General features: G+C 67.6%; 21 protein-coding genes. 10 read left to right on the top strand and 11 right to left on the bottom strand.

Annotated features, from left to right (window positions below):
- Nucleotides 1–37: 37 nt before the first annotated feature.
- Together FA90_RS25300 and FA90_RS23690 are read right to left on the bottom strand one after the other, a co-directional pair.
- A complete protein-coding gene (locus FA90_RS25300) occupies nucleotides 38–709 on the bottom strand; it encodes a TMEM175 family protein (protein WP_051972042.1) in 672 nt (223 codons plus the stop codon).
- Nucleotides 710–714: 5 nt separating this feature from the next.
- Nucleotides 715–2,547, bottom strand: a complete 1,833-nt coding sequence (locus tag FA90_RS23690; RefSeq protein WP_036173214.1) for a DUF885 family protein — start codon at nucleotides 2,545–2,547, stop codon at nucleotides 715–717.
- 382 nt (nucleotides 2,548–2,929) lie between these two features.
- On the opposite strand from FA90_RS23690, the gene FA90_RS23685 reads away from it, so the two are divergent.
- On the top strand, nucleotides 2,930–4,135 hold the full coding sequence (locus FA90_RS23685) for an ammonium transporter (RefSeq protein ID WP_036173211.1): 1,206 nt from the start codon (nucleotides 2,930–2,932) through the stop codon (nucleotides 4,133–4,135).
- A gap of 19 nt (nucleotides 4,136–4,154) precedes the next feature.
- Here FA90_RS23685 and FA90_RS25295 read toward each other — a convergent pair whose 3' ends face one another.
- The 8 genes from FA90_RS25295 to FA90_RS23645 form a co-directional block, all read right to left on the bottom strand.
- On the bottom strand, nucleotides 4,155–6,176 hold the full coding sequence (locus tag FA90_RS25295; RefSeq protein ID WP_051972041.1) for an MHYT domain-containing protein: 2,022 nt from the start codon (nucleotides 6,174–6,176) through the stop codon (nucleotides 4,155–4,157).
- Nucleotides 6,177–6,299: 123 nt separating this feature from the next.
- Complete coding sequence (locus tag FA90_RS23675) at nucleotides 6,300–7,586, bottom strand: Zn-dependent hydrolase (protein WP_051972040.1); 1,287 nt, start codon at nucleotides 7,584–7,586, stop codon at nucleotides 6,300–6,302.
- Nucleotides 7,587–7,602: 16 nt separating this feature from the next.
- A complete protein-coding gene (hydA, locus tag FA90_RS23670) occupies nucleotides 7,603–9,003 on the bottom strand; it encodes a dihydropyrimidinase (RefSeq protein ID WP_036173208.1) in 1,401 nt (466 codons plus the stop codon).
- 25 nt (nucleotides 9,004–9,028) lie between these two features.
- The gene (locus FA90_RS23665) at nucleotides 9,029–10,570 is read right to left on the bottom strand and encodes an NCS1 family nucleobase:cation symporter-1 (protein WP_081934007.1); all 1,542 of its coding nucleotides are present in this window, start codon (nucleotides 10,568–10,570) and stop codon (nucleotides 9,029–9,031) included.
- A 118-nt stretch (nucleotides 10,571–10,688) separates the two neighbouring features.
- Nucleotides 10,689–11,984 (bottom strand): NAD-dependent dihydropyrimidine dehydrogenase subunit PreA, encoded by a 1,296-nt coding sequence (preA, locus tag FA90_RS23660; protein WP_036173204.1) that lies wholly within the window; start codon nucleotides 11,982–11,984, stop codon nucleotides 10,689–10,691.
- Nucleotides 11,972–13,348 (bottom strand): NAD(P)-dependent oxidoreductase, encoded by a 1,377-nt coding sequence (locus tag FA90_RS23655; RefSeq protein WP_036173202.1) that lies wholly within the window; start codon nucleotides 13,346–13,348, stop codon nucleotides 11,972–11,974. The genes preA and FA90_RS23655 overlap by 13 nt, the downstream gene beginning before the upstream one ends.
- Before the next feature lie 19 nt (nucleotides 13,349–13,367).
- Complete coding sequence (locus tag FA90_RS23650) at nucleotides 13,368–14,885, bottom strand: CoA-acylating methylmalonate-semialdehyde dehydrogenase (RefSeq protein WP_036173199.1); 1,518 nt, start codon at nucleotides 14,883–14,885, stop codon at nucleotides 13,368–13,370.
- Between the two features lie 4 nt (nucleotides 14,886–14,889).
- Complete coding sequence (locus FA90_RS23645; RefSeq protein ID WP_036173196.1) at nucleotides 14,890–16,206, bottom strand: aspartate aminotransferase family protein; 1,317 nt, start codon at nucleotides 16,204–16,206, stop codon at nucleotides 14,890–14,892.
- A gap of 184 nt (nucleotides 16,207–16,390) precedes the next feature.
- Here FA90_RS23645 and FA90_RS23640 point away from each other — a divergent pair, with 184 nt between their 5' ends.
- The 8 genes from FA90_RS23640 to FA90_RS23605 all read left to right on the top strand — a co-directional run bounded on the left by FA90_RS23640 (nucleotide 16,391) and on the right by FA90_RS23605 (nucleotide 23,097).
- The gene (locus FA90_RS23640) at nucleotides 16,391–17,842 is read left to right on the top strand and encodes a PLP-dependent aminotransferase family protein (RefSeq protein WP_036176892.1); all 1,452 of its coding nucleotides are present in this window, start codon (nucleotides 16,391–16,393) and stop codon (nucleotides 17,840–17,842) included.
- Nucleotides 17,843–17,865: 23 nt separating this feature from the next.
- Complete coding sequence (locus FA90_RS23635; RefSeq protein WP_036173193.1) at nucleotides 17,866–18,540, top strand: TetR/AcrR family transcriptional regulator; 675 nt, start codon at nucleotides 17,866–17,868, stop codon at nucleotides 18,538–18,540.
- A gap of 16 nt (nucleotides 18,541–18,556) precedes the next feature.
- Complete coding sequence (locus FA90_RS23630; RefSeq protein ID WP_036173190.1) at nucleotides 18,557–19,126, top strand: GNAT family N-acetyltransferase; 570 nt, start codon at nucleotides 18,557–18,559, stop codon at nucleotides 19,124–19,126.
- A 100-nt stretch (nucleotides 19,127–19,226) separates the two neighbouring features.
- The gene (locus FA90_RS23625) at nucleotides 19,227–20,399 is read left to right on the top strand and encodes an aldo/keto reductase (protein WP_197065345.1); all 1,173 of its coding nucleotides are present in this window, start codon (nucleotides 19,227–19,229) and stop codon (nucleotides 20,397–20,399) included.
- A gap of 141 nt (nucleotides 20,400–20,540) precedes the next feature.
- On the top strand, nucleotides 20,541–20,810 hold the full coding sequence (locus FA90_RS23620) for a hypothetical protein (RefSeq protein WP_036173187.1): 270 nt from the start codon (nucleotides 20,541–20,543) through the stop codon (nucleotides 20,808–20,810).
- Nucleotides 20,807–21,703, top strand: a complete 897-nt coding sequence (locus FA90_RS23615) for a sensor histidine kinase (RefSeq protein WP_307172299.1) — start codon at nucleotides 20,807–20,809, stop codon at nucleotides 21,701–21,703. Before FA90_RS23620 ends, FA90_RS23615 begins: the two co-directional genes overlap by 4 nt.
- A gap of 2 nt (nucleotides 21,704–21,705) precedes the next feature.
- Complete coding sequence (locus FA90_RS23610; protein WP_373994643.1) at nucleotides 21,706–22,512, top strand: LytR/AlgR family response regulator transcription factor; 807 nt, start codon at nucleotides 21,706–21,708, stop codon at nucleotides 22,510–22,512.
- A 255-nt stretch (nucleotides 22,513–22,767) separates the two neighbouring features.
- Entirely contained in the window at nucleotides 22,768–23,097 is a 330-nt protein-coding gene (locus FA90_RS23605; protein WP_036173177.1) for an H-NS family nucleoid-associated regulatory protein, read from the top strand.
- A gap of 371 nt (nucleotides 23,098–23,468) precedes the next feature.
- Here FA90_RS23605 and FA90_RS25290 read toward each other — a convergent pair whose 3' ends face one another.
- On the bottom strand, nucleotides 23,469–23,846 hold the full coding sequence (locus FA90_RS25290) for a glycosyltransferase family 9 protein (RefSeq protein ID WP_051972039.1): 378 nt from the start codon (nucleotides 23,844–23,846) through the stop codon (nucleotides 23,469–23,471).
- Between the two features lie 115 nt (nucleotides 23,847–23,961).
- Between FA90_RS25290 and FA90_RS27415 the strand changes: the two genes are divergently transcribed.
- Nucleotides 23,962–24,420 carry a hypothetical protein gene (locus FA90_RS27415; protein WP_239700933.1) on the top strand — a complete coding sequence of 153 codons (459 nt, stop codon included), beginning with the start codon at nucleotides 23,962–23,964 and terminating at the stop codon, nucleotides 24,418–24,420.
- The last annotated feature ends 2 nt before the right edge of the window (nucleotides 24,421–24,422 follow it).

The raw sequence follows: 24,422 nt of genomic DNA, 5'->3' as shown, positions 1-24,422 counted from the left end.
AGCGCGTGCATACACCGGAGATTTTACCCCAGGATAATTACGCCGGGCGGTTAGGCGCGGCGCGTCCCAGCAGCCCGGCCAGCGGGCGCAACGCGAAGATCAGCAGGTAGGCAAAGTTGGCGTAGCCCGGCAGCCAGCCGGCCAGCGGCACCGCCAGCGCGGCGATCACGATCAGGCCGCCGGTGCGCACCGTCGCCCCGCGCCAGGTCGCGCGGTCCATCGGATGCGCGCACAGCTCGGGGTGGCGGTAGATATGGTGCGACACCAGCAGCGCCCCGAGCGCGATCACGATCATCACGCTCGAGTACACCAGCTGCGCCAATTGCGACGCCATCGTGCTGTTCACCGCCGAGGCGAACGGCAGCAGGCTGACCCCGCCCAGCATCAGGATCGTCGACCACAGCAGCGCGCCGTCGACGTGGCGCACGTGGCTGTACAGGCGGTGGTTCGCCATCCAGAAGATCGCCAGCACGACGAAGCTGACCAGCCAGGAGTACAGGTTGGGGACCAGCTCGACCAACGCGTCGCGCAACTGTTCGGAAGTGGCCAGGTGGGCGTGCTCGGGCAGGCGCAGGTCGATCACGAGCAGCGTCATCGCCACCGCGAAGATGCCGTCGACCAGGGCTTCGATGCGGTGCTTGCCCAACTGGGGCGCGCCGCCCGCCGCGGCGGTCGCGGCAGTGGCGTGGTCGTCGATGTCGGTGCTCATGATGTTCAGTCCTTGCCTGCGTTGGCGATCCAGCGTTCGACCTGGGCCTGCAGGATCGGCAGCGGCAGCGTACCGTCGCCGAGCACGATCGCGTGGAACCTGGCGTAGCTGAATTTCGGCCCGAGCGCCTGTTGCGCGCGCGCGCGCAGCTCGAGGATCTTCAGCGCCCCGGTCTTATAGGCCAGCGCCTGGCCCGGCCAGACCATGTAGCGTTCGATCTGGTTGGTGGCCTGGTCCTCGCTGTAGCCGAGCGTGTCCATCGTGTACTTCACCGCCTTCTGTTCCGACCAGCCCTGGGCATGCATGCCGGTGTCGACCACCAGGCGCACGGCGCGCAGCAGCTCGTCGTTCAGGTGGCCGTAGTAGGCGGCCGGGTCGTCGTAGAAGCCGAATTCGCGCCCCAGCGTCTCGCAGTACAGCGCCCAGCCTTCGGTGTAGGCGGCCGCGCTCGGGTGTTCCGTGAAGAACTTGCGGAAGTCCGGCAGCGGCAGTTCCTTGAGCAGCGCCGCGTGCAGGTGGTGGCCGGGCACGCCCTCGTGCAGCAGCAGCGTGGTCATGCCGACCGTGTCGTATTCCTTCGGATCGTTGACCACGGCCCAGAACACGCCCGGGTGCGAGCCGTCCGCAGCGACCGGCGTGTAGTGGTCGGACGCGGTGGCGCGGGTCAGCTCGGGCTCGAGCTGGATGTCGAGCCTGGCCTTCGGCAGCAGCGTGAAGTACTCGGGCAGCTTGGCCTCGACCTGCGCGTAGATCTGGCGGTAGCGCTCCAGCACCTGCTGCTCGCTGGTGAAGGGCTTGTACTTGCGCTGCCCGGCGACCCATTGCGGGAAACGGTTCAGCGGCCCGGTGTAGCCCATCTTCGGCGCCAGCTTGGCGATCTCGCCCTGGATGCGCGCGACTTCCTTCAGGCCGAGCGCGTGGATCGCGTCCGGCGCCTGGTCGAGATTGGTGTTGTTGCGGATGCGCGCGCGGTACCAGGCCTGGCCGTTGGGCAGCGCGCCGTAGCCGGCGCTGCTGCGGCTGGCCGGCAGGTAGCTTTTTTCGAGGAAAGCGTTGAGGCGGTCGAGCGCGGCGTCGATGTCGACGGCGGCCTTGCGGTAGCCGTCGCCCAGGGCGCGTTTATCCACGTCGCCGAACCCGGCCGGCATGTTCTTCACCGGCGTGTAAAAGACGCTGGCCTCCGGCGTGGCGGCGCGCATCTGCTTGAACTGGGCCAGCATCTTGAGCGTGATCGGCCGCGGCTGGACCACCTGCGTGCGGATGCCCTCCTTCATGTTGGCCACCGCCTGGTCGATCCAGGCCGGCAGCTGCTGCAGGCGGCTCAGGTAGGCGCGGTACTGCGCCGGCGTCGCCAGCGGCTGGGAGCCGGTGCCGCCGGCATAGTTGGCCAGCGTGCTGGGCACGTTGTCGAACTGGTTCAGCGGCAGCAGGTGCTCGGGGAAGGCTTCCAGGTCGAGCTGGCTGTGGATTTCCGAGACCAGGATGTCGTAGTCGAGCTGGTTCGCGGGCGCGAGCTGCCTGCGGTCGACCTTGGACAGATCACTAAGGAACGCATGGTTCAGCGCGAAGTAGCGCGCGCGTACCTGCGGCGCGATCGACAGGCCGAGCTGGTCGTCGTAGCGGCTGTCGCCGTTGGCGGTGGCGTACAGCAGCGGCTCGAAGCGTGCGCGCGCGTCGTAGAAGCGCTCTTCGATCTGTTTGAGCTGGCCGGCCTGGCGGATCGCCGCCGAGGGGCCGGCGATCTTGGGCGCGGCGGCCAGCGCCGGCAGCGCCGGGACGAGGCTGATGAGGCAAGCGGCGGCGAGCAACGCGCGCAGCGGCGAAGCGACAGGTTTCATGCGTATCCTGGTCAGAATGATTTCTAAAAGGATACCTCAGTCCGGGCGTGACGCCCATGCCTGTGTTGCTGCCGTATTGTCACTGAGTGCGCCTTGACCGCCATTGGCGACCGCTCTCCTGTGCACCCAAGATCGCCAAGGATGATTTGTTTGTCAACTCGACACGAAGACGTAGCACTGCCATTCGCAATCGGCGCTGCCGATTCACCATTTTGGCGCGGCGGCGCACCGTAGAAGTGCCTGCGCACGCAAACGGCGCGTCTTTGTGCACATGCACACCTCGGGTGCGCGCCTTCACCAAATTGGAACGCAAATTGCTACTCAGGAGTGCTCATTGATTCAATTCGGAATCAATCTGCACTTTTTTGGAGTAGTGATTGCAATGGATGTCTTGAAAAGCGGGGCCGATGCGCTCTTCATCCTGCTCGGCGGGATCATGATCCTGGCGATGCACGCGGGTTTCGCCTTCCTCGAGCTGGGCACGGTGCGCCGCAAGAACCAGGTCAACGCCCTGGTGAAAATCCTGATCGACTTCGCCGTGTCGACCATCGCCTATTTCTTCGTCGGCTACGGCATCGCCTACGGGATCCACTTTTTCAGCGCGACCGAGACCCTGGTCGCCAGGAACGGCTACGAACTGGTGAAGTTCTTCTTCCTGCTCACCTTTGCCGCGGCGATCCCTGCGATCATCTCCGGCGGCATCGCCGAGCGCGCCAAGTTCCATCCGCAGATGGCCGCCACCGCCCTGCTGGTCGGCCTCGTCTATCCCTTGTTCGAAGGCATCGCCTGGAACAATCGCTTTGGTCTCCAGGACTGGCTGCAAGCCGCATTCGGCGCGCCCTTCCATGATTTCGCCGGCTCGGTCGTGGTGCACGCGGTCGGCGGCTGGGCCGCGCTGCCGGCCGTGCTGCTGCTGGGCGCACGGCGCGGACGCTACACCAGGGATGGCCGCGTTTCGGCGCACCCTCCGTCCGACATCCCCTTTCTGGCGCTGGGCGCGTGGATCCTGACCGTCGGCTGGTTCGGCTTCAACGTGATGAGCGCGCAGACACTGGACAAGATGAACGGCCTGGTCGCCGTCAATTCGCTGATGGCGCTGGTCGGCGGCACGCTCATCGCGTTCGTGATGGGCAAGAACGACCCGGGCTTCGTCTACAACGGTCCGCTGGCCGGCCTGGTCGCCGTGTGCGCGGGCTCGGACCTGATGCACCCGCTGGGCGCGCTGGTCACCGGTGCGGTCGCGGGCGCCATCTTCGTGCTGATGTTCACGCTGGCGCAGAACCGCTGGAAGATCGACGACGTGCTCGGCGTGTGGCCGCTGCACGGCCTGTGCGGCGCCTGGGGCGGCATCGCGGCCGGCATCTTCGGCACGCGCACGCTGGGCGGACTGGGCGGCGTGTCCTTCGTGTCGCAACTGCTCGGCACGTTGACTGGCATCGTCATCGCCGCTGTGGGCAGCTGGATCGTGTACGGCGTGCTGAAGAAAACAGTCGGCTTGCGCCTCGACCCCGAGCAGGAATTCGACGGCGCCGACCTGTCGATCCACCGCATCAGCGCAACGCCGGAGCGCGAGACCACCTTCCAGTGACCGTCCTTGGACTTCAGCGTCAAGCGTCCTTGTCGAACGGCGCCACGCTGCGCCGGGCCGCGCGCGCGATGCTCGCGACCAGCGCGTCCGGATCCACGGGCTTGGCCAGGTAGTCCGTAAAGCCGGCCTGGAAGGCCTTGTCGCGGTCGTCCTGGCGCGTCAGCGCCGTCAGCGCGTTCACCGGCGTCGCGCCGCCGTCGGCCGCCGCGCGCCGGCGGATGCGCCGCACCATCTCCATGCCGTCGACGTCGGGCATGCCGACGTCGCTGACGATCACGTCCGGCCGTGTGCGCTCGATCAGTTCGAGCGCCTGCAGCGCCCCGCCCGCGCAGACGACCCCGGCGCCGCTGTGGCGCAGGATCTGCTCCAGCACGTCGAGCGTGTCGAGCGCGTCGTCGACCACCAGTACCTCCACGCCGGACAGGTCGACCGCCTGCGCCTGCGCGAGCGCCGCGCGCGCACCCTCGTCCAGCGCCGCGCCCGCACGCGTGGGCGTAGCGCGCGCGGGCGCGCCTGCCTGCGGCTCGGCCAGCGGCAGGCGCACCGTGAACACGGCCCCGGCGCCTTCTCCGGCGCTGTCGACCGCGATGGTCCCGCCGTGCAGCTCGACCAGCTGCTTGACGATCGACAGGCCCAGGCCCAGGCCGCCGTGCTTGCGCGTGATCGACGCGTCCTGCTGACGGAAACGGTCGAACACGTAAGGCAGGAAGTCGGCCGAGATGCCGATGCCGGAGTCGATCACGCGGATCGCGGCCTGGTCGTTCTCGCGCGCGAGCGTCACCTCGACCTTGCCGCCCCTCGGCGTGAACTTGACCGCGTTAGACAGCAGGTTCCACAGCACCTGCTGCAGCCGGCCGGGGTCGGCGCGCACCTCGCCGATGTCCGGCAGCGCACAGCGCAGCTCGATGCGCTTGGCCAGCAGCGCCGGATGCACGGTGGCGAGCGCCGCCTCGATCACGCGCGCCGGCTCGAGGGGGCGCACGTCCAGGCGCACGGTGCCGGCCACGATGCGGCTCATGTCGAGCAGGTCTTCGATCAGCTGGCCCTGGGCGCGCGCGTTGCGTTCGATCGCTTCCAGGCCGCGCTTGAGCGTGGCGTCGTCGCGCACGCCGCGCTGGAGCATGCCGGCCCAGCCCAGCATCGCGTTGAGCGGCGTGCGCAGCTCGTGCGACAGCGTGGCCAGGAATTCGTCCTTCATCGCCGACAATCGTTCGGCCTCGTCGCGCGCCGCGCGCTCGCGCGCAAGCAGGGCGTCACGCTCGCGCGCACTGGCTTCGGTCGCGGCCAGCATGCGCGCGCTGGCTTGCATGCGCGCCTCGAACAGCGAGGCCAGCAAGGCCAGCCCGAGCACGCCGAAGCTGGCGATCACGACCAGCGTCGCCAGGCCCTCGTGCTCTACGCCGGCGCGCGCCGCCAGGCAGACGCTGCCAACTGGGAAGATGGCAGCCGCCATGCCGGTGTAGTGCATGCCGACGATGGCCGCGCCCATCACGACCGCGGCGCCCAGACGCATCAGCCACACGCGCGGGGTATTGCGGCGCAGGCGGAACGCGATCCACAGCGCCAGCGCCGAGGCGCCGATCGCGATCAGCACCGACAGCGCGAACAGCCACGGATCGTAGACGATGCCCGGCGCCATGCGCATCGCCGCCATGCCGGTGTAGTGCATGGCGGCGATGCCGATGCCCATCAGGAGCGCGCTGACGGCCAGCCGGGTGCGCCCGAGCTCGAAGCGGCTGACCTGCCACAGCGCCAGCATCGAGGCGGCGATCGGCAGCAGCAGCGAGACGAAGGTGATCGGCAGGTCGAATGCGGTCGGAATCGGCAGCCGGAACGCCAGCATCCCGATGAAGTGCATGGCCCAGATGCCCGAACCCATGGCGATGGCGCCGCCCACGGTCCAGGCCAGCATGGCGCGCCCGCGCGACTGGGCGACCCGGCCGGCCAGGCTGAGTGCGCAATAGGACGCCGCGATCGCCACGAGGATCGAAATCAGCACCAGCGGTGTCTCGTAATACCCGTTCAGCATCGGCGGCTTCATGCAAGGCGGCGCCGGGTGGCGCCATGACCGCACCATGCTACCAGCCGTGGCTTGCCTGTAAACACGCGACGGCCGGATTTATCGTAACAATCCGTTAATGTTGCTATCGAGGAACGGCGCTGGTCATGCTGCCGATGCGGCTTCCGATACCGCTTCCGGCGCGGCATACGCCTGTCCGGCCACCCCGGCGCGTTCCAGCATCGCATGCAGCAGCACGTTGCAGCCGGCTTCCAGGTGCTCGGGCCTGGCGTCCTCGATCTCGTTGTGGCTGATCCCGTCCTTGCAGGGCACGAAGATCATGCCGGCCGGGGCGAGGCGCGCGATATAGATGGCGTCGTGGCCGGCGCCCGAGACCACGTCCATGCTCGAGTAGCCGAGCTTTTCGGTGGCGGCGCGCACCGCGCCCACGCAGTCCGGGTGGAACGGGCAAGGCGGGTAGTAGGACACGCGCTCGAGCTGGACGTCCAGGCCGGTCTCGCGCGCCATGCGCTGCACGAAGGCCGTGATCTCGCCGTGCATGGTGTCGAGCAGCGCGTCGTTCACGTTGCGCAGGTCGATGCTGAACTTGACCTGGCCGGGGATCACGTTGCGGCTGTTCGGGAACACCTGCACCATGCCGACCGTGCCGCGGCCGTACGGCGGGTAGCGGTTGGCAATCGCCACCGTCTCCTGCATGATGGCCGTGGCCACCTGCAGCGCGTCGCGGCGCAGATGCATCGGCGTCGGTCCGGCGTGCGCTTCCATGCCGGTGACCGTGCAATCGTACCAGGACAGGCCCATCACGGCCGGCACCAGGCCGATGACCTTGTCGGCGTCTTCCAGTACCGGCCCCTGCTCGATGTGCGTCTCGAAATAGGCGCCGATCGGATGCTCGCCCGGCGTCTGCGCGCCCTGGTAGCCGATGCGCGCCAGTTCCTCGCCGACCGACTTGCCGTCGACGTCGCGCGCCGCGTAGGCCGTCTCCAGGCTGAAGGCGCCGCAGAACACGCCCGAGCCCATCATCACGGGCACGAAGCGCGAGCCTTCCTCGTTGGTCCAGAACGCGACCTCGATCGGGGCAACGGTGGCGACGCCGTGCTGGTTGAGCGTGCGCACCACCTCCAGCCCGGCCAGCACGCCGTAGTTGCCGTCGAACTTGCCGCCGGTGGGCTGGGTGTCGATGTGGCTGCCGGTGACGATGGGCGGCAGCGCCGGGTTGGCGCCTTCGCGGCGCATGAAGACGTTGCCGATCTTGTCCACCGTGATGCTCAGGCCCTCTTGCTGCGCCCATTGCACCACCAGGTCGCGGCCCTGTCGGTCGAGGTCGGTCAGGGCGAGGCGCTTGACCCCGCCCTTGTCGGTGGCGCCGATCCGCGCCAGGTCCATCAGGGAATGCCACAGGCGCTGGCCGTCGATGCGCAGGTCGTTCATGGTTGTCCTCTCCTGTTCAGATGGTGGCGGCGTTCGTGCCCACGAACGCCGGCCGTTCCACGTACCGTCCCGCGCCTGGTTCCGCACGCAGGTCGCCTTGCACGTACACCAGCTTGCCCGCCGCCACCGTGTGGCTCGGGATGCCACGCACCGTGCGGCCCTCGAACACGTTGAAGCCGCCTTTCGAGTGCTGGGTCGCGGCGGACAAGGTTTTCGTGCCTTGCGGGTCCCACACGACCAGGTCGGCGTCGGCCCCGGCCGAGATGCTGCCCTTGCGCGGGTAGACGTTGAAGATCTGCGCCGCATTGGTCGAGGTCACGCGCACGAACTCGGACGGCGTGAGGCGGCCGCTGTTCACGCCCGCATCCCAGATCACCGCCATGCGCTCCTCGACGCCGCCGCAGCCGTTCGGGATGCGCGTGAAGTCGTCGGCGCCCATCGCCTTCTGCTCGGCGCAGAAGGTGCAGTGGTCGGTCGCGGTGGTGTGCAGGCTGCCGCCCTGCAGGCCGTGCCACAGCGCGGTCTGGTGCTCGCGCGAGCGGAACGGCGGGCTCATCACGAAAGCGCGCGCGTAGGCCGCATCGGGGTTGCGGTAGACGCTGTCGTCGATGACCAGGTGGCCGGCCAGCGCCTCGCCGTACACGCGCTGCCCGTGCGCGCGTGCGCGTTGAATCGCTTCCAGCGACTCGGCGCAGGACACGTGCACGATGTAGACCGGGGTGCCGAGCACGCCGGCGATCGCGATCGCGCGGTTGGCCGCCTCGGCCTCGACCGCGGGCGGGCGCGACAGCGGATGCGCCTCCGGTCCGCGGATGCCCTTGGCCAGCAGCTCGCGCTGCAGCTGGTAGACCAGTTCGCCGTTCTCGGCGTGCACGGTCGGGATCGCGCCCAGTTCGAGCGAACGGCGGAAGCTTTTGACCAGCGTCTCGTCGTCGGCCATGATCGCGTTTTTGTAAGCCATGAAGTGCTTGAAGCTGTTCACGCCGTGCTCGCGCACCAGCGTGCCCATGTCGGCGTGCACCGAATCGTCCCACCAGGTAATCGCCACGTGGAAGCTGTAGTCGGCCGCCGCCTTCTCGGCCCAGCCGCGCCAGGTGTGGAAGGCCTCCATCAGCGGTTGCTTCGGGTTCGGAATCACGAAGTCGATGATGCTGGTGGTGCCGCCGGCCAGCGCGGCCGCGGTACCGGTATAGAAGTCGTCGCTGGTGACCGTCCCCATGAAAGGCAGCTGCATGTGCGTGTGCGGGTCGATCCCGCCCGGCATCACGTACTGGCCGCCGGCGTCGATCACGGCGGCGTGAGGTGGAACCTCGAGGTTCTCGCCGACGGCGACGATCTTGTCGCCAGAGCACAGCACGTCGGCGCGGAAGGCCCGGTCGGCGTTCACCACGGTGCCGCCACGGATCAGGACTGTCATGTTGTTCTCTCCCAGATGGACCAGCTCAATCGATGGAGCGGGCCGGCCGCAGTGCCGCCCCGCCCTCCCTTGCCCTGCCCTTCATCATCAGGCCGTAGACGACGGCCGAAATCGCGATGCCCACGAACCAGGCATAGGTGTACAAGGTCTTCAAGCCCGTACCGACGTCCGGGAACGATTCCGGAAAGGCGGCATTCAGGAAACCCGGGATGTTCGGCAGCACGCCTGCCAGGAAGGCCACGACCGCGGCCGGGTTCCAGCCGCGCACGTAGCCGTAGATGCCATCGTCGCGGTACAGCTGGTCGAGCGCGAGCTCGGTGCGGCGGATCAGGTAATAGTCGACGATCAGGACGCCGGCGATGGGTCCCAGCAGCGCCGAGTAGCCGATCAGCCAGGTGAAGATGTAGCCCTGGGTCGATTCCAGGATCTTCCACGGCATCATCAGGATGGCGATGCCGGCGGTGATATAGCCGCCGGTGCGGTAGGAAATCGCGCGCGGCGCCAGCGCGGAAAAATCGTAGGCCGGGCCGACCAGGTTGGCCGCCAGGTTGACGCTGACCTGGTCGGCCAGCAGGACGATCAGCGCCACCAGCACCGCGGCGCCGGTCATGCGGCTGGCCAGGTCGACCGGGTCCCACAACGCCTTGCCGTACAGGACCACGGTGGCCGACGTGACGATGACGGCCAGCGCGGCCAGCAGGCCCATCGGCACCGGCAGGCCGATCGACTGGCCCAGCACCTGGTCGCGCTGGCTGCGCGCGAAGCGGGTGAAGTCGGGGATGTTGAGCGCGAGCGTGGCCCAGAACCCGACCATGGCGGTCAGCGAGGGCCAGAACGTGGTCCAGAACTGCCCGGCCTTGGCGCCGCCCGCCACGAACGCCGAGGGCTTGTCGAGCAGCGGCCCGAAGCCGCCGGCTTTCTGGTACACCCAGCCGAGCAGCACGAAGCAGATCGCAATCTTGAGAGGCGCGGTCCAGGTTTCCAGCTTCCTGATCGAGTCGATGCCATGCACGATGAAATAGAACTGGACCGCCCAGAACGCCAGGAAGCAGCCGAACTGCGCGCCGTTGATGCCCAGCCCGCCGATCTTGTCGCCGCCGATCGGATGCCCGGCCAGCACGCCCAGCAGCGTGTAGATCATGCTGCCGCCGAACCAGGTCTGGATGCCGTACCAGCCGCAGGCGACGATCGCGCGCATCAGCGCCGGCAGCCTGGCGCCGCGCGTGCCGAAGGCCGCGCGCGCCAGCACCGCGTACGGGATGCCGTACTTGGTGCCGGCGTGGCCGATGGCCAGCATCGGCAGCAGCACGATGGCGTTGGCGAGGAATACCGTGAACACCGCCTGGTAGGCCGACATGCCGCCCTCGACCAGGCTGGCCGACAGCGTGTAGGCCGGGATGCACATCACCATGCCGACCCACAGCGCGGCGAAGTGGTACCAGCGCCAGGTGCGCTGCGCGAGGATGGTCGGCGCCAGGTCTCCGTTCCAGAGATCGGGGTGCGCGCCATGGGCGCTTGCGGCGACGGCTGGGTGGGCGGCTGGCTGGTCGGCTGGAACTTGGCTCATCGGGCGGTCTCCATCGGGCGGTCTACATGGGTGGCGATGCGTATCGTTGACAAACGTTAGCAAGAGCGATGCCATGCGTGTGGCGACCGCGCTTCGGCCTCGTTCGCATCGTCCGATACTACTCCACCGCCGCCACGGCCTGTGCCCGCGGGTTGCGCGGATCCTGCGTCCAGTTCATGGTCGGCCGGCCGGTCGGCTGAGGGACCATCGTGATGCAGCCCTCGACCGGACAGGTGATCTCGCACAGGTTGCAGCCCACGCAGTCCGGCGCCTTGACCTCGTAGCGCCGCCCTTCGCCCTTGGGACCGGCCGTGATCATCCTGGCGATCGCCTGGTGCGAGGTGTCTTCGCAGGCGACGTAGCAGCGGCCGCAGGCGATGCATTTTTCCTGGTCGATGCTGGCGATCACCTGGTAGTTCATGTCCAGGTATTTCCAGTCGGTCGTGTTGGGCACCGCCTTGCGCGAGAAAGCCGGGATATTCTCGTACCCCTTCGAATCCATCCAGCGCGACAAGCCGTCCTTCATCTCTTCGACGATACGGAAACCGTGCAGCATCGCGGCGGTGCAGACCTGCACCGAACCGGCGCCCAGCGCGATGAATTCGGCCGCATCGCGCCAGTTGCCGATGCCGCCGATGCCCGAGATCGGCAGCGCGCCGGTGGCGGGATCGCGCGCGATCTCGGCCACCATGTTCAGCGCGATCGGCTTGACCGCCGCGCCGCAGTAGCCGCCATGGGTACTGGCGCCGCCGACGATCGGATACGCAACCATGCGGTCGAGGTCCAGGTGGGTGATCGAGTTGACGGTGTTGATCAGCGAGACCGCGTCGGCCCCGCCCGCGAGCGCGGCGCGCGCGGGCGCGCGCACGTCGGTGATGTTGGGCGTGAGTTTCACGATCACCGGCAGGCGCGTATAAGTCTTGCACCAGCGCGTGACCAGTTCGATCAGGTCGGGCTGCTGGCCCACGGCCGCGCCCATGCCGCGCTCGGGCATGCCGTGCGGGCAGCCGAAATTCAGCTCGATGCCGTCGGCGCCGGTGGCCTCCACCAGCGGCAGGATCTCGCGCCACGGCGCTTCCTCGCACGGCAGCATCATCGAGACGATCATGGCGCGATCCGGCCAGGCCTTCTTCACGGCAGCGATCTCGCGCAGGTTGACCTCCAGGCTGCGGTCGGTGATCAGTTCGATGTTGTTGAAGCCGATGACCTCGCGGTTCCTGCCGTGCAGCGCCGAGTAGCGCGAGGACACGTTGACCGCCGGCGGGTCCTCGCCCAGCGTCTTCCACACCACGCCGCCCCAGCCGGCCTCGAAGGCGCGGATGACGTTGTAGGCCTTGTCGGTCGGCGGCGCCGAGGCCAGCCAGAAGGGATTCGGCGACTTGATGCCGCAGAAATCGATGCTCAGGTCGGCCATGCTGCCTCCGCTTTGGATTGGATGTCGTCGTGGATCGCCAGCGCGGCCAGCTTGCCGTGCTGGACCGCCTGCACGGTCAGGTCCTGGCCCGGCGCGATGCAGTCGCCGCCGGCGTACACGCCCGGCAGCGCGGTGCGCAGGCAGGCGTCCACGATGATCTTATCGCCGCTGCGTTCGAGCTCCATTGCCAGCGGATCGACCAGCGCGCCCGGGCCCATGCCCTGGCCGATCGCCTTGAACACGGCGTCGGCCGCGATCTCGATGATGCCGCCGCTTGCGACCAGGCGCCCGTCCTGCATGCGCGTCTGTTCGAAGCGCATGCCGCATACGCGCCCGGCATCGTCGAGCAGCACCTCGAGCGGCGCGGCCCAGGTGCGGATGCGCACGAAATGGGTCTTGGCGATCTCGATCTCGTGGCCGGTGGCGCTCATCGATTCGAAGCCGCGCCGGTAGACCATCGTCACCTCTTCGGCGCCGAGGCGCTTGAGCTGCACGGCCATGTCGATCGCGGTGTTGCCGGCGCCGATCACGATGGCGCGGCGCGGCACCGGCAGCGCGGCCAGGTCGCCGGCCTGGCGCAGGGTCGCGATGTAGTCGACGGCGGCCGCCAGGCCCGGTGCGTCTTCCCCCGTCAGGCCGAGCTGGCGGCTGGCGGCCAGGCCGATGCCGAGGAACACCGCGTCGTAGCGCGCATGCAGGTCGGCCAGGCGCAGGTTCACGCCGAGCGTGTAGCCATGGCGGATCTCGATCCCCCCGATCGACAGCAGGAACTCGACTTCGCGCTGGGCAAAATCGCCCGGCAGCTTGTACTTGGCGATGCCGTACTCGTTCAGGCCGCCGGCTTTTGCGCGCGCCTCGAACACGACCACGTCGTGGCCCAGCATCGCCAGGCGGTGGGCGCACGACAGCCCGGCCGGGCCGGCCCCGACCACGGCAATGGTTTTACCCGTGCCGGCGGCGCGCTTGAATGGATGACCCTCGAAACAAGCGTGGTCGATCGCGTGGCGCTGCAGCAGGCCGATTTTCACAGGCTGGGCCTCGGCGTCGTCGTTGCGCACGCAGGCATCCTCGCACAGGATCTCGGTGGGGCACACGCGCGCGCACGCGCCGCCGAAAATGTTCTGCTTGAGGATGGTCATCGCCGCGCCGTCGACGTTGCCGTCGTGGATATTGCGGATGAAACTCGCGACGTCGATGCCGGTCGGGCAGGCGCGCGTGCAGGGCGCGTCGTAGCAGTACAGGCAGCGCGCGCTTTCGATGGCGGCCTGGCGCAGGGTCAGCGGCGCGGCCAGGTCGGAAAAGCGGTCGGACAGCGCGGAATGCGTGCCCTCGGCCAGCGGAAGGTGAAGCAGCGTCTCGATCATGGAAACATCCCTTGTTCGTTTATTTCATCTGCGGGAACGCGAACTCCGCCCCGCCGCTGGCGGCGCCGGTGCCCGATGCGGGCCAGCGCTGCATCACCGCCTTGTGCCGCGTATAAAAGCGCACGCCCTCCGGTCCATAGGCGTGATGGTCGCCGAACAGGCTCTTTTTCCAGCCGCCGAAGCTGTTGAACGCCCTCGGCACCGGCAAGGGCACGTTCACGCCGACCATGCCGACTTGTACCTGCCGCACGAACTCGCGCGCCACGCCGCCATCGCGCGTGAACACGGCGACGCCGTTGCCGTACTCGTTCCGGTTGATCAGCGCCAGCGCGCTGCCGATGTCCGGCAGGCGCACCACGCACAGCACCGGGCCGAAGATCTCTTCCCGGTAGATGCTCATCGACGGCTGCACATGGTCGAACAGCGTGCCGCCGACAAAGAAGCCGTTCTCGCGCCCCGGCACCTTGAAGCCGCGGCCGTCGACGACCAGCTCGGCGCCCTGCTCCACGCCCTCGCCGATCAGCCGTTCGATGCGCTGCTTGGCGGCCAGCGTCACCACCGGCCCCATCTCGGCGCCGGCAACGGCGCCGTCGTCGATCTTGAGCGCCCGGGTGCGCTCGGCCAGCTTGGCCACCAGCGCGTCGCCGGCATCGCCGACCGCCACCGCGACCGAGATCGCCATGCAGCGCTCGCCGGCCGAGCCGTAGGCCGCGCCGACCAGGGCGTCGACGGCCATCTCCATGTCGGCGTCCGGCATCACGACCATGTGGTTCTTGGCGCCGCCCAGCGCCTGCACGCGCTTGCCCCTGGCGCTGCCGCGTGCGTAGATATGTTCGGCGATCGGGGTCGAGCCGACGAAGCTGACGGCCTCGATGTCCGGATGGTCGAGGATCGCATCGACCGCCGCCTTGTCGCCCTGCACCACGTTGAACACGCCGTCCGGCAGCCCGGCTTCCTCCAGCAGGCGCGCATGCAGCAGCGAGGCGGACGGATCGCGCTCCGAGGGTTTCAGCACGAAGGTATTGCCGCAGGCGATGGCGACCGGGAACATCCACATCGGCACCATCACTGGGAAGTTGAACGGCGTGATGCCGGCCACCACGCCGAGCGGCTGGCGCATCGACCAGGCGTCGATGCCGCGCGCGATCTGGTCGGTGAATTCTCCCTTGAGCATGTGCGGAATGCCGACCGCGAACTCGACCACCTCGATGCCGCGCGCCACCTCGCCCTGCGCGTCGCTGAAGGTCTTGCCATGTTCGAGCGTGACCATGGCCGCGAAGTCGTCCGTGTGCTGCTGGCACAGTTCCAGGTACTTGAACAGCACGCGTGCGCGCGCCAGCGGCGGCGTGGCGGACCAGGCCGGGAAGGCCGCGCTGGCCGCTTGCACCGCCGCGTTCACTTCCTCGTCCGAGGCCAGCGCCACGCGCGCGCACGGCTCGCCCAGCGCCGGGTTGTAGACGTCGGCATGGCGCCCGGACACGCCTTCGACCACGCGTCCGCCGATGTAGTGATGGATGATCCCAGTGTGCGTTGTCATGGCCTCAGTCCAGGTTCTTGAGTACGTCGCTCAGTTTGCCGAACAGCTGGTCGATGTGCGCTTTTTCCAGCACCAGCGGCGGCGACAGCGCGATGATGTCGCCGGTCACGCGGATCAGGACGCCGTCCGCGAACGCCTTCTTGAACGCGGCATACGCGCGTGCGCCCGGCTTGCCGGCGATCGGTTCGAGTTCGATGCCGGCCACCAGCCCGACCGTGCGGATGTCGATCACGTACGGCAATCCCCTGAGCGAGTGCACCGCGTCTTCCCAGTAGGGCTGGATCGCCCTGGCGTTTTCCAGCACGCCCTCTTCCTTGAACACCTGCAGCGTGGCGATGCCGGCCGCGCAAGCCAGCGGGTGGCCGGAATAGGTGTAGCCGTGCGCCAGTTCGATGCCCGGCGGCGCGTCCATGAAGGCGTCGTGGATGAAGCGTTTCGAGAACACCGCACCCATCGGCACCGTGCCGTTGGTGATGCCCTTGGCGGTGGTGATCATGTCCGGCTCGACGTCGAAATAATCGGCGGCGAACGGCGTGGTGAGCCGGCCGAAGCCGGTGATGACCTCGTCGAAGATCAGCAGGATGCCGTGCTTGCTGCAGATCTCGCGCAGGCGCTTCAGGTAGCCTTTCGGCGGCACCAGCACGCCGGTCGAGCCCGATACCGGCTCGATGATGACGGCGGCGATGGTCGAGGCGTCGTGCAGCGCGACGATGCGTTCCAGCTCGTCGGCCAGCTCGACGCCGAAGTCCGGTTCGCCGCGCGAAAACGCGTTCTTCAGCAGGTCGTGGGTGTGCGGCAGATGGTCGACGCCCGGCAGCAGCGGGCCGAAATTCTTGCGGTTGGGGCCGATGCCGCCGACCGACAGGCCGCCGAAGCCGACCCCGTGGTAGCCGCGCTCGCGCCCGATCAGGCGGGTGCGGCTGCCCTCGCCGCGCGCGCGGTGGTAGGCCAGCGCGATTTTGAGCGCCGTGTCGACCGCTTCAGAACCCGAATTCGTATAGAACACGTGGCCGAACTTGTGGCCGGTGTAGTCCATCAGCTGTTCGGCCAGGTCGAAGGCGGCCGGGTGGCCCATCTGGAAGGTCGGCGCGAAGTCGAGCTGGCCGACCATCGTGCTCACGGCCTCGACGATCCTGGGCTGGGCGTGCCCGCACGGCACGCACCACAGGCCGGCGGTACCGTCGAGCACCTGGTTGCCGTCGACGTCCTGGTAGTACATGCCCTTGGCCGACACCAGCAGGCGCGGCTGGGCCTTGAAATCGCGGTTGTTGGTAAATGGCATCCAGAAGGACGACATCGACCGGGGGCGAGCTTCGTTCATTGACAAACTCCTGAAGGTTCAATGACTGCTGTCAAATAATTTACCAACTGGCAAAATCATGGTGCAATAATAGACAGCAGAGCAAGGGCGGCACATATACACAATCGGCAAAATTTACCAACCGTACTGGTGACATCAACTGTACAGTTGCCGCGACGGGATCGTGACCACCAAGGGGAACGCGATGGATGCACGCAGTGATCCGGAATGGCCGGTGCTGGCGATCGACCGCCAGCGGCGCGGCAGCCTGGTCGACCAGATCGTGGCAGCCATCGCCGAGATGGTAAATCGGCGTGCCCTGCCGGTCGGGACCAAGATGCCGTCGGTTCGACAATTCGCAAAGTCCAACGGCGTGAGCACTTTCACGGTGGTCGAGTCGTATGACCGCCTGCTGCATATGGGACTCCTGTCCTCGCGCCGCGGTTCCGGCTTTTTCGTGGCCCGCTCGGTTGCCGATGGGAGCGCCGACGCCTGCGGCGACGCGGCCCAGCCGGTGCAGGCGCCGGCGCCCCCCGGCACCGTCGACGCCCTGACCGCCGACCTGTACTCCGGCCAGTCCGAGGCGCTCCCGGTCGGGTCGGGCTGGCTGCCGCCCGAGTGGTACGGCGAATCGGCGATCCTGGACGCGGTACGCCATGCGATGAAGATCCCGGCCGGACGCCTGCGCGGCTATGGCCACCCGCTCGGCTTCCCGGCCCTGCGCCAGCACGTGGCGAGCAGCCTGTCCGACGAATTGTTCGCGCTCGAACCCGAGCAGGTGCTGCTCACCCACGGCGCCACCCACGCCTTCGACCTGGTGCTGCGCACCCTCACCCGCCCCGGCGACGTGGTGCTGGTCGAAGACCCCGGCTACGGCAACCTGCTGGCCCTGGTGCGCCATCACGGCTGCATCCCGGTGGGCATCCCGCGCGACGCGGCCGGGCTGGACCTGGACTTTCTCGCGCGCGCGGCCGCGGCGCGCCAGCCCAAGCTCATGTTCGTCAACACGGTGCTGCAAAATCCGCTCGGCACCTCGCTGTCGCCGGCCCAGGCGCACCGGCTGCTGGGCCTGGCCGAACAGTTCGACTTCTGGCTGGTCGAGGACGACATCTACCGCGAACTGGCCGCGCGCGGCGAGGCGTCGCTGGCCGCGCTGGACGGGCTGCGCCGCGTGATCCGTGTCGGCAGCTTTTCCAAGACGCTGTCGCCGGTGCTGCGGGTCGGCTCGATCTGCGCGTCGAGCTCGCTGATTCCGGAACTGGTGCGCGTGAAGATGCTGACCGGCCTGACGACCTCCGAGATCAACGAGCGCGCGGTGCTGGATGCGGTCAAGAACCGGGCCTACCGGCGCCAGGTCGAGCGCCTGGTGCAGCAGCTCGACGAAGCGCGCCGGCGCGCCATCGACCGTCTCGCGGGCGCCGGCCTGGCGCCGCTCGCACGCCCGCGCGGCGGCATGTTCGTCAGCGCCGGCTGGCCGGGTCCCAGCACGCCCGAACGCAACGGCAAGCGGGTCGCCGAACGCGCGCTGCGCGCCGGCATCCTGCTGGCCCCGGGCGACTTCTTCTCGCTCGAGACGCCGTCCAGCACCTGGTTCCGCTTCAACGCCGCCTACGCCGCGCACGATGCGCTGCTCGGCTTCCTGCATTCGATCCGCTGATTTGATCCGCTCAAGGAGTCCGCATGGACAGCGCCGTTTCGCATCCCCGCAGCACGCGCCGAGAAGCCCGGCGTGACCAGCTCGAAAGCACGATCCTGCTCGAGGCCGTGCGCCTGTTCGCCGAGCGCGGCTACGACGGCACGGCCATCGCCGACGTGGCCGACGGCGCCGGCCTGTCCAAGCAGAACCTGATGTACTACTTCCCCACCAAGCAGGCCTTGTACACGCGCGTGCTGGACGACGTGCTGGACGACTGGCTGGCGCGCATGGCGAGCCTGGCCGACGGCGACGCCGACACTGGCGCAGCGAGCGAGCCCGGCGCGGTCCTGCGCGCGTACGTGCGCGCCAAGCTGCGCTTTTCGCGCGAGCAGCCGCTGGCCTCGCGCGTGTACGCGCTCGAGGTGATCGGCGGCGCCAAGATCTACGGCGAACAGATCCGCCGCCGCGTGGTGCCGCTGCTGCGCGCCGACATCGCCGTGTTCGAGCGCTGGATCGCGCAAGGCCGGATCGCGCCGGTCAACGCCACCCACCTGCTGTTCGCGGTGTGGGCGATGACGCAGTCGTACGCCGACTTCGCCGCGCAGATGCAGCTGGTGCTCGACCGCCCGCAGCTCGGCGGGGACGACTTCGACCAGGCCGAACGCCTGATTACCAACATGGTGCTGGCCGCGGTCGGGCTGGCGCCTGCAAGCAGCTGACACGAGGAACCCAGCCATGCCCGTACTCGCACCGGTCGAACTGCTCACGCCACGCCTGAAGCTGCGCTGGATGACCCAGGCCGACGTCGACGCCCACTTCGCCCTGTTTTCGGACCCGCAGGTGACGCGCTACCTCGGCCGCCCGGCCTGGACCGAGCGTGCCCAGGCCGTCGAGGCGATCGATAAAGTGCTGGCACACTACGCCAGCGGCGAAGCCATGCGCCTGGGCGTCGAACTGCGGGCAACGGGTTCGCTGATCGGCGACGCCGGCCTGTGGCGCATCGACGACGCCAACCGCCGCTGCGACGTCGGCTACTCGCTGGCGCGTGCGCATTGGGGCCGCGGCTACGCGCCCGAGGCGCTGGAAGCGCTGCTCGCGTACGGCTTCGATACGCTCGGCCTGAACCGCATCGAAGCCGACATCGACCCGCACAACACCGGCTCGCAGCGGGTACTGGAAAGGCTCGGCTTTCGCAAAGAGGGCTCTATGCCGGAACGCTGGATCGTCGATGGCGTGAGCGCCGACACCGCCTTCTACGGCCTGCTGCGCAGCTACTGGGAGCCGCGCAAGCAGCCAGCCCTCTGACCGTAGGGCACGACACGTTTCCTGACAGCTCGCGTGCGCTTCGGACGGAAGGGCTCTTGCATACTGATTGCATCCGCCACGAATCAGGAAAGGACATGTCATGCCTCAAGGAATAAAAAATCGCCGCGACTTCCTCGCCATGGCGGCCACCAGCGCCGGCGCCGGGATGCTGCCATCGCTCGGCGCCGCAGCGCCGGCCGCGGGCGCCGCCGAAGGCCAGGGAAGCGGCGCCGGCAGCAGTCCGCGCCAGGCCGGCCGTGCCAAGCAGCTGTTCAAGCCGGAATACCGCTTCGGCCTGGGCGGCGTCCCGATCGGCAACGAGTTCGAAGTCGTCACCGACGCCGACGCCTACAAGACGCTGGAAGCGTCGTGGGCGGCCGGGGTGCGCTACTACGACGTCTCGCCGTGGTATGGCCTGGGCAGCGCCGAACGGCGCTTCGGCAATTTTCTGCACAACCAGCCGCGCGACAGCTACCTGCTCTCGAGCAAGGTGGGCAAGCTGCTGAAAGCCTCGCCGAACAACAAATCCAAAGAATTGTTCCCGTTCGCGAACTCCCCCAACAACCTGGTTTTCGATTACACCGCCGACGGCGTGCGCCGCTCGATCGAGGACAGCCTGCAGCGCCTGGGTGTCGACCACATCGACGTGGTGTTCGTGCACGACATCTCGCCCGACAACAAATACCTGCCGCGGCCGTGGCAGGAGGAATTCGAGATCGCCAAGAAAGGCGCCTTCCCGGCGCTCTCCAGGATGCGCGACGAACGCATCATCAAGGCCTGGGGCATCGGCGTGAACACGCCCGAGCCGATCATCCGCGTGATCCAGGAATCGGACCCGGACGTCTGCCTGCTGGCCTCGCAGTACTCGCTGATCGACCACAAGACCGCGCTCGACAAGGTGTTCCCGGTGGCGCGCCAGCATGGCGTCGGCTTCGTGGTCGGCTCCGCGCTGAACGCCGGCTTCATCTCCGGCAGCCCGCGCTACAACTACGGCGACGAGCGCTGGAAGATCCCGCCCGAGCACATCGCCAAGCGCGACAAGCTGCGCGCGGTGGCCAACCAGTTCGGCGTCGACCTGCGCACCGCCGCGCTGCAGTTCTCGGCGGCGCCCGACCTGGCCTATGCGCTGATCGTCGGCGCCCACACCGAGGCGCAGGCGCTGGCCAACGCCAGCTCGATGAAGGACACGGTGCCGCCGGCCTTCTGGGCCGAGCTGAAACGCCAGGGCCTGATCGAGCAGAACGCGCCGGTGCCGCAGGCCAAGCAGGCCTGAGCCCGGGGACGGCCGGCGCCGCCGATCCAGCCGGCATACCGGTCGTCCCCCGTTTTCGGCACTTCGTCGGTCCGCTCTGGCGCCCCTGCACTGCCGGGCGTACAGTGATCCTGTCAACTTCATTGCGACAGGAGCACTGCCATGACCCACTCGACTTTCCGTGACTTCGAAGCCGCCTTCGAATCCCTGGCGCGCGACATCATGCGCGCCTGCCGCCGCGCCGTGCGCGAGCTCGATACCATGCCCTGGCCGACGGTGCTCGGCTGGTGCGTCGTGTTCGCCCTGATCATCAGCATCCTGCCGCTGGCGTTCTGCCTGTTCGTGCTGTTCCTCGGCGTCAAATTGATCGCCGGCGCCTTCTACGTCGACCGCCGCACCTCGCTGCGCAAGCGCGGCACGGACGAGGCATGACGATGCGCGCCAGCCAGATCAACCGTACCGTCGACTTCCTGCGCGACGCCTTCGACGAAGCCAGCAAGCTGTGGTGGCGTTTCTTCGACTGGGTCGCCGTGGTCGAATGGCGCCAGCTCATGCTTACCTGGTTCTTCGTGATCGTGTTCCTCGGCTTGCTGCACACGCCCGAACCGGCGGTCTGGTACATCTTCGGCTCGCTGGCGATCAAGACGCTCGCCGGCGGCAAGCGCAAGGCCGAGCTGCTGGCCCGGGAAGCCACCCACAAGGCCGACGTCGCCACGCTCGAGCAGCGCCTGATGGAAGCACGCATGGCCGCCCTGCAGGCCCAGATCGAGCCGCACTTCCTGTTCAACACGCTGGCGCTGATCGGCCAGCTGATCGAGACCGATCCACCGGAGGCGGCGCGCGTGCACGCCCACCTGATCGAGTACCTGCGCTCGACGCTGCCGCAGATGCGCGCGCGCGACAACGGCACGCTCGGCAAGCAGGTCGAGCTGTCGCGCGCCTACCTGGCGATCATGCAGGCGCGCATGAAGGAACGGCTGCAGGTGCGCTTCGAAGTGCCGATGTACCTGCACAGCTCGCCCTTCCCGCCGATGATGCTGCAGACCCTGATCGAGAACGCGATCAAGCATGGCCTGGAACCGAAGATCGCGGGCGGCACGGTGGTCGTGCGCGCTTTCGTGCTGGGCGCGATCCTGCACGTCGAGGTGTGCGACGACGGCGTCGGCATCGACCTGCACGCCGACGAGGGCGTGGGCCTGGCCAACATCCGCGAACGCCTGCAGCTGCTGTACGGCGAGCAGGCCGAGCTGATCGTCCACGCCCCGCTCGAAGGCGGCGCCTGCGCCACCATCCGCCTGCCGTACAAGATGATGGAGGGGGCATGAGCATGGCCGAAGAGCGCGTGGTCACCGCGCTGATCGCCGACGACGAGGCGCCGATGCGCGACCTGCTGCGCGCGCGTTTGCAGACGGTCTGGCCCGAGCTGCGCATCGTCGCCGAAGCCGCCAACGGCGTCGAGGCGGTCGAGTTCGGGAAGCAGCACCGTCCCGACATCGCCTTTTTGGACATCCGCATGCCGGGCCTGAGCGGGATCGAGGCGGCGCGCCAGCTGTACCGCCAGTCGCACATCGTGTTCGCCACCGCTTACGACCAGTACGCGCTGGACGCCTTCGAGCAGGGCGCGCTCGACTACCTGCTCAAACCGGTGAGCGCGGAGCGCCTGGCGGCCACCTGTGCGCGCATCCGCGCCCGGACAGGGGCGTCCGCGCCCGTATCCGAGATCGGCCAGCCCTCGTCATCCCGGGACATCGGCGCCCAGCTGGCGCGCCTGACCGAGCTGATCGAGAATAAGGCGCCGGCAAAAACCGGCTACCTGCGCTGGATCCAGGCCCAGGTCGGCAGCAGCCTGCGCATGATCAGCACGCGCGAGGTGCTGTTCTTCCAGTCCGACGAAAAGTACACGCGGGTGCAGACCGCGGGCGCCGAATACCTGATCCGCAAGACGCTCAAGGAATTGCTGGACGAGCTCGACCCGGACGAGTTCTGGCGCATCCACCGCTCGACGCTGGTGCGCGTGGACGCGATCGCGGAAGTCACGCGCGACCTGCGCGGACGCCACATGCTCAGGCTGCGCAATTACGCAGGCGAACTCGAGATCAGCCGCAACCACACCTCTCTGTTCCAGCAGATGTAGCTGCGATTCATTCGGATCGGCGATCGGAAGCCCGATCGCGATGCCGCTTTCGCCCACTTCTTATTAAGGTCATTCGGATCTGCCACGCCTTATTCTTTCTCAATAACTCTGGCGCGCAGCCAAATTGAATTATGATCCTCATGCATTTTAGGTCGAATCGGCGATAAAGACGCACACTTTTGGATAATTGAATCGCGCAATATCCAAAGCCGTGATACCCTCCCGATCACTGAAACCTTATAAGGATAAAACGAAATGGCCACCATCGACCTGTCGAATTACAACCTCAGCGAACTCAAAGGTCTTCAATTTGACGTGGAAAAAGAGATCAAGAATCGCCAGCATGACGAAGTCAAAAAAGCGCGCGAACAGATTCTCGCAATCGCCCAAGACGTCGGCTTGCCGGTTGAGGAATTGCTCGCGGCCAAGGCATCGAAATCGCGTAAATCCGGCCAATCGAATTCGGCGGCCCAGTTCCGCAATCCTCAAGACGAGGCGCAAACCTGGACCGGCCGCGGCCGCAAGCCGAAATGGGTGCTGGACGCTTTGTCGAACGGTAAATCGATGGACGACCTGAAAGCCTGATCGGGCCGGACAGCGGAAAGACCCGCAATATCAGGAGGCCGCGGCGTGATGGTCCGAAGCCTTTTGAATGGGCCCGTGTCGAATGCCGCGCCTGTCCGACAATGAAACCGCCACGATCCGATATCCGGATTCGTGGCGATGCCCGCGTGCTGCGTCCTCGTTGCATCCTTCTCTGCGCACACCGACACATCGGCGATGCGGTCGATTACCGATTTGCCCATCCGATCAGCGCACTCCATTTCGAAATCCATCGCCATAACAGCCGAGCCACGGGAAATCCCGATCGAATACCGTCGTCGCCGATTCGGACATGCACCGCCGATGGCAAACCATTCGCATCGGTGCGTTTTGAACCCTGGCTGAACGATTAATCAGGCTGACGCGTCTGCCGGGAAGTGGCTGAACCCGGACTCGAAGCGCGCGTCGCGATCCAGCACTTCCAGCACCTCGTCCACGCCGATCGCCGTGACCCAATCCTCCTCGTGCTCGGCCATGATCACGGTGCTGTTGTCGCGGTCGATCGGCGCCCATTCCGGATGGTTGCGGCGCATCAGCGCGATCACCGGCACCTGCATCGCGTTCGCCAGGTGCATCACCGCCGTCTCGACCGAAATCACCAGGCTGCACAGCGCCATTATCGCCGGCAGCTGATAGAAGTGGTCGTCGGCGCTGAACAGGCGCACGCGCGCCAGCGCCGGGTCCTCGCAGCGCGCCAGCAGGCGCTCGGTGTCGGCGCGTGCTTCCGGCACGGTGTTGATGACAAATCCGGCGTTGCGCCAGCACGCGCTCGAGCGGCCAGGTGCGGTCCGGCGACTTCGACCATGCGTTCAGGAACACCACCGGGAGCGTGCCGGCAAAGCCCCAATGCGTCAGTTGCCCCAGCGCCCACCGCAGCCAGGTCTCGGGAATGTCGAGCGCAGGAAGACGCCGTGCGGGCGCCACCGCCAGGCCGAAGCAGCGCTCGAACCAGCCAGCATAGATGTCGCTGATGTGGCGCTCGCCGCGCGTGACCGGGGTGTAGACCGGCGGCGAGGCGTCCAGCTTGCGGTAGGCAACATGGCGCGACAGCGCGTGCCGCCAGCGCTCGGCCGGCTTGGTCAGGCCGACCACGAAACCGTCCGGGCTGATCGCACGCGCCAGGCGCGCATAGCGATGGCAGTCGACCACGGTCAGCGCCACCACGACCGGATATGCTTCGGCCTGCGCGGCGGCGATCGAGGCCTCGAAGGTCGCCGGGCTGTAGGTCTGGTCGTAGACCTTGTCGATCCAGGCGCAGGCGTCGGCACCTACGATCCGTGGAAGCCCGAAGCGCCGTTCAGCTGAAG

Origin of the sequence: Massilia sp. 9096 (assembly GCF_000745265.1) — a bacterium.
In the GTDB taxonomy this organism is placed as follows: Bacteria; Pseudomonadota; Gammaproteobacteria; order Burkholderiales; family Burkholderiaceae_D; genus Telluria.
Note: the sequence above shows the minus strand (reverse complement) of the source record. Positions and strands in the feature narration are given on the sequence as shown.

What these genes read in the sequence shown, in the direction of transcription:
- FA90_RS25300 (WP_051972042.1), bottom strand. Translation starts at nt 709, where the DNA reads ATGAGCACCGACATCGACGACCACGCCACTGCCGCGACCGCCGCGGCG.
- FA90_RS23690 (WP_036173214.1), bottom strand. Translation starts at nt 2,547, where the DNA reads ATGAAACCTGTCGCTTCGCCGCTGCGCGCGTTGCTCGCCGCCGCTTGC.
- FA90_RS23685 (WP_036173211.1), top strand. Translation starts at nt 2,930, where the DNA reads ATGGATGTCTTGAAAAGCGGGGCCGATGCGCTCTTCATCCTGCTCGGC.
- FA90_RS25295 (WP_051972041.1), bottom strand. Translation starts at nt 6,176, where the DNA reads ATGAAGCCGCCGATGCTGAACGGGTATTACGAGACACCGCTGGTGCTG.
- FA90_RS23675 (WP_051972040.1), bottom strand. Translation starts at nt 7,586, where the DNA reads ATGAACGACCTGCGCATCGACGGCCAGCGCCTGTGGCATTCCCTGATG.
- hydA (WP_036173208.1), bottom strand. Translation starts at nt 9,003, where the DNA reads ATGACAGTCCTGATCCGTGGCGGCACCGTGGTGAACGCCGACCGGGCC.
- FA90_RS23665 (WP_081934007.1), bottom strand. Translation starts at nt 10,570, where the DNA reads ATGAGCCAAGTTCCAGCCGACCAGCCAGCCGCCCACCCAGCCGTCGCC.
- preA (WP_036173204.1), bottom strand. Translation starts at nt 11,984, where the DNA reads ATGGCCGACCTGAGCATCGATTTCTGCGGCATCAAGTCGCCGAATCCC.
- FA90_RS23655 (WP_036173202.1), bottom strand. Translation starts at nt 13,348, where the DNA reads ATGATCGAGACGCTGCTTCACCTTCCGCTGGCCGAGGGCACGCATTCC.
- FA90_RS23650 (WP_036173199.1), bottom strand. Translation starts at nt 14,885, where the DNA reads ATGACAACGCACACTGGGATCATCCATCACTACATCGGCGGACGCGTG.
- FA90_RS23645 (WP_036173196.1), bottom strand. Translation starts at nt 16,206, where the DNA reads ATGAACGAAGCTCGCCCCCGGTCGATGTCGTCCTTCTGGATGCCATTT.
- FA90_RS23640 (WP_036176892.1), top strand. Translation starts at nt 16,391, where the DNA reads ATGGATGCACGCAGTGATCCGGAATGGCCGGTGCTGGCGATCGACCGC.
- FA90_RS23635 (WP_036173193.1), top strand. Translation starts at nt 17,866, where the DNA reads ATGGACAGCGCCGTTTCGCATCCCCGCAGCACGCGCCGAGAAGCCCGG.
- FA90_RS23630 (WP_036173190.1), top strand. Translation starts at nt 18,557, where the DNA reads ATGCCCGTACTCGCACCGGTCGAACTGCTCACGCCACGCCTGAAGCTG.
- FA90_RS23625 (WP_197065345.1), top strand. Translation starts at nt 19,227, where the DNA reads ATGCCTCAAGGAATAAAAAATCGCCGCGACTTCCTCGCCATGGCGGCC.
- FA90_RS23620 (WP_036173187.1), top strand. Translation starts at nt 20,541, where the DNA reads ATGACCCACTCGACTTTCCGTGACTTCGAAGCCGCCTTCGAATCCCTG.
- FA90_RS23615 (WP_307172299.1), top strand. Translation starts at nt 20,807, where the DNA reads ATGACGATGCGCGCCAGCCAGATCAACCGTACCGTCGACTTCCTGCGC.
- FA90_RS23610 (WP_373994643.1), top strand. Translation starts at nt 21,706, where the DNA reads ATGGCCGAAGAGCGCGTGGTCACCGCGCTGATCGCCGACGACGAGGCG.
- FA90_RS23605 (WP_036173177.1), top strand. Translation starts at nt 22,768, where the DNA reads ATGGCCACCATCGACCTGTCGAATTACAACCTCAGCGAACTCAAAGGT.
- FA90_RS27415 (WP_239700933.1), top strand. Translation starts at nt 23,962, where the DNA reads ATGCGTCAGTTGCCCCAGCGCCCACCGCAGCCAGGTCTCGGGAATGTC.